Source organism: Salinisphaera sp. G21_0 (assembly GCF_017744115.1).
GTDB lineage: Bacteria > Pseudomonadota > Gammaproteobacteria > Pseudomonadales > Endozoicomonadaceae > Endozoicomonas.
The window spans coordinates 16,955-28,480 of the sequence record NZ_JAGHQW010000013.1; the positions used below are offsets into that span (position 1 = coordinate 16,955).

The 11,526-nt window shown below is 48.0% G+C and carries 11 protein-coding genes; 2 read left to right on the forward strand and 9 right to left on the reverse strand.

Going from position 1 to position 11,526, the window contains the following annotated elements; all coding sequences use genetic code 11:
• Positions 1-123: 123 nt before the first annotated feature.
• Entirely contained in the window at positions 124-1,779 is a 1,656-nt protein-coding gene (locus J7439_RS08010; RefSeq protein ID WP_209201309.1) for an ankyrin repeat domain-containing protein, read from the reverse strand.
• Between the two features lie 388 nt (positions 1,780-2,167).
• Between J7439_RS08010 and J7439_RS08015 the strand changes: the two genes are divergently transcribed.
• Both J7439_RS08015 and coaE read left to right on the forward strand, forming a co-directional pair.
• Positions 2,168-3,049 (forward strand): prepilin peptidase, encoded by an 882-nt coding sequence (locus tag J7439_RS08015; protein WP_209201310.1) that lies wholly within the window; start codon positions 2,168-2,170, stop codon positions 3,047-3,049.
• Positions 3,046-3,678, forward strand: coding sequence for a dephospho-CoA kinase (gene coaE, locus J7439_RS08020; RefSeq protein ID WP_209201311.1), 633 nt, complete (start codon positions 3,046-3,048; stop codon positions 3,676-3,678). Before J7439_RS08015 ends, coaE begins: the two co-directional genes overlap by 4 nt.
• A gap of 22 nt (positions 3,679-3,700) precedes the next feature.
• Here the strand turns inward: coaE and J7439_RS08025 are convergent, their stop codons facing one another.
• The 8 genes from J7439_RS08025 to J7439_RS08060 form a co-directional block, all read right to left on the reverse strand.
• Positions 3,701-5,323, reverse strand: a complete 1,623-nt coding sequence (locus J7439_RS08025) for an NAD+ synthase (RefSeq protein WP_209201312.1) — start codon at positions 5,321-5,323, stop codon at positions 3,701-3,703.
• Between the two features lie 199 nt (positions 5,324-5,522).
• Positions 5,523-7,613: an EAL domain-containing protein gene (locus J7439_RS08030; protein ID WP_209201313.1), complete on the reverse strand. Its 2,091-nt coding sequence runs from the start codon at positions 7,611-7,613 to the stop codon at positions 5,523-5,525.
• Positions 7,614-7,815: 202 nt separating this feature from the next.
• Positions 7,816-8,292, reverse strand: a complete 477-nt coding sequence (locus J7439_RS08035; protein WP_209201314.1) for a pilus assembly PilX family protein — start codon at positions 8,290-8,292, stop codon at positions 7,816-7,818.
• A 318-nt stretch (positions 8,293-8,610) separates the two neighbouring features.
• Positions 8,611-9,006: a type IV pilin protein gene (locus J7439_RS08040; protein ID WP_209201315.1), complete on the reverse strand. Its 396-nt coding sequence runs from the start codon at positions 9,004-9,006 to the stop codon at positions 8,611-8,613.
• 87 nt (positions 9,007-9,093) lie between these two features.
• On the reverse strand, positions 9,094-9,885 hold the full coding sequence (locus tag J7439_RS08045; RefSeq protein WP_209201377.1) for a PilW family protein: 792 nt from the start codon (positions 9,883-9,885) through the stop codon (positions 9,094-9,096).
• A gap of 3 nt (positions 9,886-9,888) precedes the next feature.
• Positions 9,889-10,464 carry a type IV pilus modification protein PilV gene (gene pilV / locus J7439_RS08050; protein ID WP_209201316.1) on the reverse strand — a complete coding sequence of 192 codons (576 nt, stop codon included), beginning with the start codon at positions 10,462-10,464 and terminating at the stop codon, positions 9,889-9,891.
• Complete coding sequence (locus J7439_RS08055; RefSeq protein WP_209201317.1) at positions 10,461-11,000, reverse strand: GspH/FimT family pseudopilin; 540 nt, start codon at positions 10,998-11,000, stop codon at positions 10,461-10,463. The genes pilV and J7439_RS08055 overlap by 4 nt, the downstream gene beginning before the upstream one ends.
• Before the next feature lie 117 nt (positions 11,001-11,117).
• A complete protein-coding gene (locus J7439_RS08060) occupies positions 11,118-11,525 on the reverse strand; it encodes a type IV pilin protein (RefSeq protein ID WP_209201378.1) in 408 nt (135 codons plus the stop codon).
• Position 11,526 lies beyond the last annotated feature (1 nt).

Sequence of the window (11,526 nt, forward strand, 5' to 3'; positions counted from 1 at the left end):
CTTTGTGTCCTTCGTGGTTCCATTCAAAAGCCATTGAAAATGGAGGGGTAAGCTTAATGTCCACCCTAAGAACAACAAATAGCCCAAACCCTGCTGTAACACTCCTTCGTAAGAATCATCTGGTTAAAATAATAGACGAAAAATGTAGTTAATAACTTCCATGGGATTAACTAATAGCACAGAAAAAATTTCAATTCGATACTCTATTTTTTTCAGGGCGGGGTCTTCAACTTCAATTTTCTCATTTGCTTTGAGAAACTTCTTTATCACTTCATCATTAAAATCCATATTATAGTCATTAAATTTATCCAGCACTTCTTCTACCATTTGCCGAAGCTGAGCTGAATCAGTACTTTTTAAATCTTCGTGCAAACTTAATCTTGTTTCTTCGGCACAATTGATTGCTCTTTGATACTTGTCATCTTGGGATTCGGAAGATTCTTCATTACCAAACACATCTAACAATGAAGTTAATAAACTTAAATTGCGTATGAGATACTCTGTCAGAGATGGTCTGGTCAGGGCTTTCTCACAACAGTCACTGCTCAAAACTACACTTTTCAAGAAACCTTGACCAGTATAAAACCACTTCAGAATTGACCTTTCAACTGATTGACCTCCAGTTGTTCGAAAATGATCACATAAAATTTGAGCATTGTGATGTAATTGAGATTCAGGATCAGACTCTTTTGCAGAGCAAAAACATGTGAGTTCAAGCAGCGTATGATGGAGTTGAGTTTTTTCTTGAGTTAAATTCCTGATAGTCTCATCACGAGGAGCTATCCGTTCGTGCATATTAGCTCCGCAGTTTAATAAAAGCCTGATCATCTTTGCTGCTGCAGGAGTCCTGGAAAAACTTGCCATAAATAATGGTGATTGTTGAATGGGATTAGCCGGATCAATATTATTTGGATCTCCACCATTTGCGAGCAGTTGCTCCAGAATAATGTGGTTTCCAAATTCAATTGCAGACATAACAGGAGTATACCAAGCCCGCCCTGGTGGTATTGATTCACCCTCGCCAAAGTTGCCAATGGATCTGAATCCAATCTTATCATCCCCAGCGCAACGAATTTTGTAGTTGGGGTTAGCCTTGTGCTCCAAAAGGATTTTCGTGGTCTCGGCGTAACCCTTTTTTATGGCCATGATCAATCCGGTGATGCCATCTTTCCTGGGGTTGTCAGGATCAAACTGTTTGGATTTGGTCATGACCTGAATGACCTTCGCTTGATTTTCCTGCGCAGCAATAGTCAGAGCACTACTCTGAAGGGAAGAAAATGGATTGTTTTCACAGGGATTTGCCTGATGGTCGATTAATGTCTCAACAACTGCTGCATGACCACGCCGGGCAGCATATATTATCGGAGTGTCTTTTTTATCGCTGAACGACAGTGGGCAACTGAACCATTCTTTCCGTGTTTTTTCATCAGTATCCGATAATAGACGAGCAAGCTTCTCACCATCATCCGAGTTACACGACACTTGAAAGCAAGAGGTTAAAGCCTCCGGTGTTATCTGAGCTATTGTACCAGGTTGTGAGAGAACATTGGGGATTTCAAGCCGTGCTTTTTTAGCAGCGGGCTCAGGGTTAACATCAACCCTGGTTATGGTGAAATCTGTTAACGGTACAGTCTCGGTCTCAGGTGCAGGGGGACCAGGATGTTCGCGGGGAATCAGAGGAACGCCCGCTGCAACCGTATTATCCGACGGTTTTTCCGGGATATTTGCTATGGGCTGTGCGGAAGGGACTAATGAATTATTTGAATTATTGCAGTTCATTGTTGTTGGACCTCAGTAATTTGTCAGATACATTTTTGGACTCTTCACTGGATAAAAACGGCAGTCACATCATGTCGGGCAAAGTGCAAAATGGACCGGGTAGAGTCAGACCGTGCATTTTCACAGCAATTTATATTCAAATTTGTTTTTCTGACTGATCGTTCATTGAAAAGTTCCCCTATCAAGGCATAGCTGGCAAACTTAGCCAGAATTCAACCGTTGAATTAAGAACCTGCTCAAATCCTAATTTACGGTTCAGCCGTTGTTTTCCTTTCGCTTCAGAGGTTTGATAACGGCAACAGGCATGCCAATATTGGACTATCAAACGATCAGGTACTGGCGGGGAGGACTGGCCAGCCATACTGATCACCATCAGGGAACTGTGTGAATGTCACCGATTATAGAACTTATAGAGACCTCAACCCCTTACCTGACCTTTGTGCTGACCATCTTTGGCTTGATTGTCGGTAGTTTTCTCAATGTGGTGATCCACCGGTTGCCCATAATGATGGAAAGGCAGTGGCAGCAGCAGAGTGAAGCTATTTTACACCCGGAAAAGACACCGGACCCTTTGCCTGCTTTTAACCTTGTGGTGCCTGCATCTACCTGTCCTTCCTGTCAGCATAAAATCCGTGCCTGGGAGAATATTCCGGTGATCAGCTATCTGTTCCTGAGAGGTAAATGCTCAGCCTGCCGGACCCCGATTTCATTGCGATATCCGGCCATCGAGATACTCAGCGCCCTTATGACGATAATGATTGGCCTGACCTACGGCGTTACATTACATACGCTGATTTTCTGTCTGTTTGGCTGGTCACTGCTGACCCTGACCATGATTGACTACGATACCCAGCTACTGCCTGACGATATTACTCTGCCACTCCTCTGGGCAGGCCTGATCGTCAACAGCTTTGGACTGGTGGTCACCCTCGAACAGGCGCTGTGGGGAGCCATCGCCGGTTATCTTTCCCTGTGGAGTGTTTACTGGGTATTCAAACTGGTGACCGGCAAGGAAGGCATGGGCTACGGTGACTTTAAACTGCTGGCGGCGCTGGGGGCCTGGCTGGGCTGGATGAAGCTGCCCCTGATCATCCTGCTCTCATCACTGGTTGGCACCATAGCAGCGATATTGTTGATCGTCAGTAAACGGCAGGAACGATCCAACCCGATTCCCTTTGGCCCTTATCTGGCCATTGCCGGCTTTGTTGCCCTGGTCTGGGGCGATCAACTGATTGCGGCTTATCTGAGCTTTTCGGGTTTGAACGGATGAACACTGTAGGCTCACAGCAACCCCGAGTTCGACAAAAGCGCCCTTTTACGGTTGGAGTCACCGGCGGTATTGGCAGCGGCAAGACGGCAGTGACCGACTTTTTTGCCAACAAGGGAATTTGTATTGTTGATGCGGATATTGCTTCCCGCGTGGTGGTAGAGCCGGGAAAACCGGCACTGGCTGACATTGAACGGCGCTATGGACCGGAGATCTTGCTCGATGGCAGTCTTGACCGAAGAAAGCTGAGAACCATCATCTTTGCTGATGCTGATGAGCGAAAGTGGCTGGAAGGTCTGCTACACCCCCTGATACGGGATCAGATAATCCTTGAGCTGACCCATGCTGAATCACGTTATGCCGTACTGGTTTCGCCGTTGATGCTGGAAACCAGTCAGCATGAATTGGTGGATCGTGTGCTGGTCGTGGATGTGCCAGAGAGTATTCAGCTATCCCGCACCATGGCCCGTGACCAGATGACAGAGGATCAGACCCGGCAGATCCTCAGTAGCCAGATGGAACGGCAACAGAGAGTTGGCAGAGCCGATGATATCGTTGATAACAGTGGCTCTATAATCCAGTTACACCGGTCATTGGATAAACTGCATCATTATTACCTGAGCCTCGCTTGAGGCTCAGGTGCTTTGAGGCTGGTTAAACACCTGGTCTCCAGCCATTAGTTATCGGATAGCGACGATCCCGGCCAAACCCTCTCGGGGTAATTCTGACCCCAATAGCTGACTGGCGACGTTTGTACTCATTGATATCCACCAGCCTCAGAACCCGATAAACCGTATCCCGGTCAAACCCTTCTTTCACGATGGATTCGGCACTATGATCCTGTTCAATATAGAGTTCAAGAATGCGATCCAGCTCATCATAGGGCGGCAGGCTATCTTCATCCACCTGATCCGGGGCAAGTTCAGCGGAGGGCGGACGGTCTATCACTCGCTGGGGAATCACATAGCCCCGGGTATTGCGATATTCGGAAAGTTTAAACACCAGTGTTTTCGGTACATCTTTCAGAACATCAAAACCACCGGCCATATCGCCGTAGAGCGTGCAGTATCCGACTGCCATTTCACTTTTATTACCCGTAGTCAGCACCAGGTAACCCTTCTTATTGGAGATCGCCATCAGCATGACACCCCGGCACCGGGACTGCAGGTTTTCTTCGGTGGTATCCCGACCATAACCGGCAAACTCGGTATTCAGAGTGTCCATAAAGGCATCAAACATCGGTTCAATCGGCAGCACTTTATAGTCAATGCCCAGAATTTTCGCCTCTTCTGCCGCATCCTCAAGGCTCATATCGGAGGTGTAACGGTAGGGCATCATGACCGCCTGAACCCGGTCTTTACCCAGGGCATCGGTAGCCACGGCCAGAGTCAGGGCAGAGTCAATGCCTCCGGACAACCCCAGAACGATGCCCTTAAAACCATTCTTATTGACATAATCCCTGACACCAGTCACCAGGGCATCATAAACCCTTGAGCAAACGTCGGGGATTTCAGCAACCTCTCCCTGTTCAAATGTCATAGAGCCTTTATCAAAGGCAACGCAGAACAACTCTTCGGTAAACCAGGTTGCCCCAACAGCTACTTCACCATTACCGTTCATGGCAAAGGAGCCCCCGTCAAACACCAGCTCATCCTGACCACCCACCAGGTTGGTATAAAGGACAGGAAGGCCCGACTCCAGACAGCGCTCACGAACCACCTGCTGACGCAGTGACTGTTTGTTCATATGGAAGGGTGATGCATTGAGACTGATAATCAGGTCTGCTCCGGCTTCTTTAGCCCGGCGAACCGGCCCCTGGTACCAGAGGTCTTCGCAAATCAACAGGGCAATATTGACACCTTTGCAGGCATAAATAACCGTGTTCTGACCTTTCACAAAATAGCGTTTTTCATCAAAAACCTGATAATTGGGCAGATGCTGTTTCCCGTAGCGGGCGACAATCTCACCATCACGCAGCACCAGCGCCTGGTTTTCCAGACCATGTGGCCCCATCAGCGGGACACCGATAATCAAGTCAATACCCTTAACCACCCTGAGTCGGTTCAGTGCCTGTTCTACCCGTACAATGAGACTGGGCCGCAACAGCAGGTCTTCTGGCGGATAACCGCAGAGGGTCAGCTCCGGAAAGACAACAACATCCGCATCCAGCTGATCCCGGGCCTGCTCGGCAGCCTCAATGACACGGGACGTGTTCCCGTCAATGTCGCCCACCACCAGATTCAGCTGGGCCATGACCATATTGAGCTTTGCTGACATGGAAATACCTGTCTATCCCTTGTTTAAACACATCTATCAGGGGCGGTATTGTCTGGTAAGTAATGGTGTCTGTAAATTGAAATACCCAATGAAAGGGATAAACCCATAAATCGAGACCCGGAGAAACAGCCTCGAATCATGGGAGGAGGGGGAACAGGCATTTAAAGGTGCAGGTTGACACACTAACGAAAAGGCGGTGTTACCCATCCGCCCCGAAATCAAAATCCATGCGCTCTGAAGGGGGTTGCATATAGCTACCCTGAATATAATCAGCACCAAATTGCCAGACAGGGGTCATTTCTTCTGCTGTCTCAATACCAGGCACAATCACTTTCCGCCCACTTTGACTGAGGTCCTGGATCATTTTCTGTAACTCTTGGGCATTACCGCCACTGCTGAGGTCTTCTGTGAAGGATTGGTCAAGCTTTACCAGGTCAATATCAAGATGAGCAATCCCTTCCAGTGGGTTAAGGCTGCAACCGAATTCACTGATCACTGTCTGACATCCCATCGCTTTCAGAGTGCTGAAAAAATCCGGTATCACTTCTGAGTAACGGGCCAGGTTCTGTTCACTCAATTCAATAGCAACGGCATCCGTAGGAATGCCCGCCGTTTTCAGAGCAACCTTCATCCATGGAATAAACGTATCATCTGTTGCAGAACAGCCACCGACATGCAGCAACAGCCGGGTATCACTCCCTTCTTTTCTTTTGGCCATCAATGCTTTACTGGCTTCAATCAGTTGCCACCGATCCAGCTTGTTCCACAAACTGATTTTTTCCAGTTTGGGCCTGAATTCCGAAGCCTCATGCTCCTTTCCTTCCGTGTCGGTCAGGACAAAAGAGACTTCATAATACTCAGATGGCGATCCTGCAAGGGAGATAACGGGTTGATAACTCAACCTGAATGTTTTGTTCTTTATCGCCTGGCTGACCATTCCGGCCAGCTGCTTTTCAACGGAATGAACCGAGCTGGCTTTACGCTTCTGGTAAAAGCACAGTTGGTTGCCACCTTGCTTTTGCGCCAACACGGTGGCCTGACGACTTTGACCAGTCAATGTTTCAGCATCGCTGGCGGTATCACTGAGAATAACAGCACCTATTGACAGCTTGACCGGCAACGGATGTTGATCAATGACAATATCCTCACCGGTAACAGCTGCCAGTAAACTTTCCATAAGTTCGTTAACGTCCTGTTCTTCCCCTTCCCGAAGCAGAACGGCAAAGTTTGCCCCCCCCCGACTGGATACATGATGCGTGGCGTCAAGATGTGACGTTATCTTTTGCGCAACCGATTTAAACAGCTTCTGGCTAACCTCTTTCCCATGCTGTTCATGGGCGGCTTTCAGGGTTTCCAGATGGAGATAACATAATGTTGACTTTGCTTTGCCCTCTACTGCTCTCTGGATAGCAATATCCAATGCCTGATCGAACAGTTTTCGGTCAAATAGCCCTGTTTCGGCGTCCGGCGCTGACTTTTCGAGGGTTTTATCAACTTCGTTCTGCTCACCTTCTTTCTCACAGGGCTTAATCTGCAGACTGAGAGTAAACTCACCATTAAATGACGTCGGTGAGATCACTATGGACACAGGCACTTCTGAGCCATTGTGAGCGACTAAAGGACATTGAATGGCCGCCAGTGCCTGACCGCTTTCTTCAATTCCCATGAGAAACGCGTCAACGTCCTGCTGATCTTTGGTAATGATCAAATCCCTGAACAAATTTCCATCCAGAGACTCCTCTTCCGCAAGCCCCAGCAGGTTGATAAATGCCGTGTTAGCAAACCGGATACGCCCATAATTAATGTATACAACCGCATCAACCTGGTCATCGAGCAATAATTGACGCTGCTTTTCTGATTCATGCAAGGCGACGCTCATGCGTCGATGGTGTCGCCTGACCTTCAGGTCTTCGAACTCCTTCTGGGCAACCGTCAAAAGATATTCGTCATGCCCCGGTGGAATCACTGCACGGGCACCCATTTGAATAAGCGACAGTTCATCGATTTCATCATCCGGGTTTATCAGGACGATACCCGGTAGATCAATGCCTTTCTGATTAACATCATCAAAGATTTGGGAATAAGTTAATGGCTCGGGAGGCTCTGCCATCAACAATAGATCCCAGTGCTGCTGTCCGGTCGTGGCTTCCGTGAGATCATCCAAAGAGTTGATCTGTTTTGCCCGAGTGGAATAACCAGACTCACGGAAAACATTCAAGAGCGATTCTGCTTCCCTGGTTGATGAGTCAATGATTAAAAAGCGAATTAAGTCGTTGTCGCCCAATGCCATGGTTATGCTTTCCCTGTTGATCTTAGAAAGCTATCGGCGGTTACCTGCTGAATTATATAGCGCAAAGAGCATCGTCACGGGCTGCTGACGTTTCAAACTACGCGATCAGGTAATAGAGCAAAGTGAAAAGCCTGTAATACAAGGATGAATTCAGTCATTGATAATCCACGAGCTTGAGGTTGGGCAGGTCAAAACATGATGTCTAGCTCCCTGGTAGTGTATCAACGAAGATAATCCCCAACGTCTGACTTGAGCTGGCACCGCTGCCATTCAGTATTGCGACACTGTCTAATTCGTAAACACGGCCAATGAATTTAGCAATGTCAAATCCGGGGGGAGGAAGGGTATTAGAAATATACCTGAGTGTAACCCTCTGACATATTCCACCTGCATTGTTACACCCATTCGGATTAACAATAGGAGACAGAGTTTCCTGCTTCCCGGAGAAGGCATTACGGAAGTGTACGGGATGGGCATCCAGGTAGGAAAATTGGCTTTCCAACTCATTGAAGGCAACCTGATATACCTCACTGGTTCGCTGTTCATTGCCTACTGTTACTTCTTCCAGCAATGCTGTTTCCATAACCATAAGACCGGAAAACGTCATAACAAGCATGACAACCATAACGATCAATAAAAAAGAACCCGTCTGCTTGCGTTGCTCTGAACAGCTTTCCATAATGACAGCCCGTATTAATGTGGTCTTCAGATGGTGCTATCGACTGATCATTCTGCTACATAATATCCATCGGGCTTTTTCATCAGTGAAATTCCAAACGGGTTATTGCCCTCCTCATAAGACAAAAGAGGAACTCACTGAAAACGTTGACATGCATTTGTTCTGAGCGGGAAAGACGGTTTTTTAAGATTTAACCATATGAAACGGTAGGCAAAGTGTTAGCTTTGTTTTCTGACTGCTTTGTGTGAGTTATAACAGCACTTTACTCTATCCATCCTGCGCCATGTAATTTCAAATCATCTGCCTGCTGACATCTTGCTAACGCCAGTGGCTTTGAGGTGTTCGTGCTCCGCGGCTGTCCAAAGTCATATTGCCATCTGCTGCCTGCAAACCCTGGGCAACAGCGGTTAACTGCACGCAGCGCTCAAGGGGGTCTGAGCCACACTGAGCGGCCTCTATCTGGTAATTACCACTTTCAGACTCTACAGGGCTCGCAAATCCCAAATCAGCCAGATTAGCCGTGTATCTCAACATCTCGGTGTAGTATCGTTCCTGCTGCTGCATGACGTTCATCAGCATGGCAGCGCCCTCACTTCTTCTTGTTTCAGTGGCATATTGATGATAACTGGGCATCATAATGGCTGCCAAAATACCAATAATGGACACCACAATCATCAGTTCAATCAAGCTGAAACCTTTATTAACCTTATTCATCGGTTTTCTCCGGAACTGTCAGATAACGGGTATGGAGTCAATGCTTCTTAATCAGTAAAAAGAACCCGTCTGCTTTTTTTGAGAAAATTACAATCCAGTATTATTCAAACGGATGGCTGTGCTGTAGATGTACCTTGGCGTCCGGTCATCCAGTGTCAGGTTCCCACTATTGAGCAGGTTGTAGGTTCTGGACCTTTTCTCAAAAACACGTGATTGCTCTCCAGCACTGACCAACACACCCAACCGTATACCTATAACCTGTTTCCAGTCTGCCACCCCTGAGGCGGTCACATACTGGTTAATGTATGTTTCCCCCGCCGGGGCAATCCCATAAAGTGCCTGCAACCGATCGACACCCTGAACCAGTGCCTGGGCATGCCCCCGCGGATTTCCCGTTAATGGATCATAACCACGGCAAAACAAAGTATTGATGTTATTGTTGGCATGATCCCGGGCGACAAAATACACATCTGCTGTCAAGGCACCCGGGACAACGGTTGCTCCGGTACAGTCCTGAAGCTGACCATTGTCACGATTCGGCATCGGCTCATATTGAATGGCCACCCGATCACTGTTGGTACCACCACCGTCAATGGTGCAAATCGCCCCCCCTTCACATCTGCCCAGGTAGAAAGGTTGAGTTGGATCTGCTCCGATCGTGGATCTGAAGCCGGCTCTGCGAAACTCAGTACTCATGATATACAGACTATGACGTCCATTTTCCTGAGCCGTGGCAATAAACTCATTCACCCCGGCGGAGCGACTATTATTCACCATTAACTGTAAAGCACTGCCTGCGACAATCAGCCCCAAAACAAAGGCCAGCATCATTTCTACAATGCTGAACCCCTGTTGATGATTCCTTATCCTCACTGGCATTATTCAATTCCTGTTGTACCTTAGTTCAACCTGCTGACGATCTGCCAGAACACCTTTTTCCGATCCCCTTGCACCCCAGGAAACCAGGATTCTGACTTTATCCGTCGGCCCGCAGGAACCATCACACTGAATGTCCATTTTCGGTTCGATCATGGTATTTGCACTGCTACACATCAAACCATACATATCAAACGACGCCATTAGATCAGCAGCACATGTCGTACCAATACAATAGGGAGGAGAACCCTGGCAGAAGGCATCCAAATTAGCGGAGGCTACTGATGATTCTCTAACATAAGTTGGCAGCCCGGCCGGGTTTAACCTCATTAACTCAGCAGCGGCATTGGCCATCCATACGGCCTGAGATCGCTGAATTGCGTCATGATTCGCTCGAATGGCCTGACTTTGCATACCGGTAACCGCCATGACCCCCCCGGCAAAAATCAGCACGCCGATCATGACTTCAACCAGACCAATACCTTTTTGCCGCACAGGTCCGCTCTGCCACCCTGTCTTGTGAACAGCAGCCAGCGAAAGTAAACCCGGTTCAGTATTTATGGGTCTGACAGAATTGGTCATAAACACTGCCCCCCCTCCCGCTTGCGAATCAACCCGGATCCTGAAATATTCACCAACTGCTGCAACGTTGGTCTTTTTGGCACTGAACACACAGTGAAGGCACCCTGATGAAATGTGCTGCCCCTGGGTCTGAAACTGAGCACCTCAGCATTGCTGTGCCAAAGAATTTCAACCGGACTACTGACCGGGTTATACACCCGAATAATGTCTTCACCCCAGTCAACATGGTTGTTGCCATTGCGGTTAACGAAAACAATCCAGCCATCTGCCCAGTTCACCCCGGGCTGACAGCCATCGCCAGTTGTGGAGCGACAGACGCTGACGGTTTCAGCACGCTTGATCGCTTCACTTCTGGCCAGAACGGCACTAGCGTAGAGCCGCTGATTTACGTACTCAAGCTTGAACTTTTCAGCAATCTGCCCCAAGGGGACCACCAGATTGACCATAATGGCGATCAGAACAATGGTGATCATCATCTCTACAAGCGTGAAGCCACGGTTGTATTTATGGTTTAACGTTGTTTGAAGAAATAACAAACCCACCTACTTCCCTGTCGAGGACACCTTTCTTTAAATCTAGGTGTGTGAGTTAAACCGACGTTCAGAAGTCGATAGACGGTACAAAAACAAGGATAAAAACTGGAAGTCGTCCGTTTATTTCCAGCACGCTTCCGGGGCCAAAACGCCTAAATGATCCACAGTAAACTGTGTACAACCTGAGTCCGTTGCCTGAACACCATTGCCCAGCGCAGTGGCTGTCAGGGTAAATGAGGAGTTGTCGGCTTCAACGCTCAGGGTGTAATACCCCTCGGGAGAACTGCTTCCACCGAGCATATCCATAGAGTCTGTATAGGTATGGTTAACGGAGTACCAGCGCTCCTGGGCAGCCATAGCGGCGGTCAGGGCGGCCCAGGCATCGCTGCGTCGAACTTCATACATATACTGGCTGTAGGAGGGATAGACGATACCTGCCAGAAGACCAATAATGGCAACAACAATGATCAGCTCGGGTAATGAAAAACCCTTTTCATGACTATTTTTCACTGGTTTATCTGTATTCATA

Coding starts and splice junctions, on each gene's coding strand:
- coaE (WP_209201311.1), top strand. CDS start 3,046: ATGAACACTGTAGGCTCACAGCAACCCCGAGTTCGACAAAAGCGCCCT.
- J7439_RS08025 (WP_209201312.1), bottom strand. CDS start 5,323: ATGTCAGCAAAGCTCAATATGGTCATGGCCCAGCTGAATCTGGTGGTG.
- J7439_RS08060 (WP_209201378.1), bottom strand. CDS start 11,525: ATGAATACAGATAAACCAGTGAAAAATAGTCATGAAAAGGGTTTTTCA.
- J7439_RS08040 (WP_209201315.1), bottom strand. CDS start 9,006: ATGAATAAGGTTAATAAAGGTTTCAGCTTGATTGAACTGATGATTGTG.
- J7439_RS08030 (WP_209201313.1), bottom strand. CDS start 7,613: ATGGCATTGGGCGACAACGACTTAATTCGCTTTTTAATCATTGACTCA.
- J7439_RS08015 (WP_209201310.1), top strand. CDS start 2,168: ATGTCACCGATTATAGAACTTATAGAGACCTCAACCCCTTACCTGACC.
- J7439_RS08010 (WP_209201309.1), bottom strand. CDS start 1,779: ATGAACTGCAATAATTCAAATAATTCATTAGTCCCTTCCGCACAGCCC.
- pilV (WP_209201316.1), bottom strand. CDS start 10,464: ATGACCAATTCTGTCAGACCCATAAATACTGAACCGGGTTTACTTTCG.
- J7439_RS08035 (WP_209201314.1), bottom strand. CDS start 8,292: ATGGAAAGCTGTTCAGAGCAACGCAAGCAGACGGGTTCTTTTTTATTG.
- J7439_RS08045 (WP_209201377.1), bottom strand. CDS start 9,885: ATGCCAGTGAGGATAAGGAATCATCAACAGGGGTTCAGCATTGTAGAA.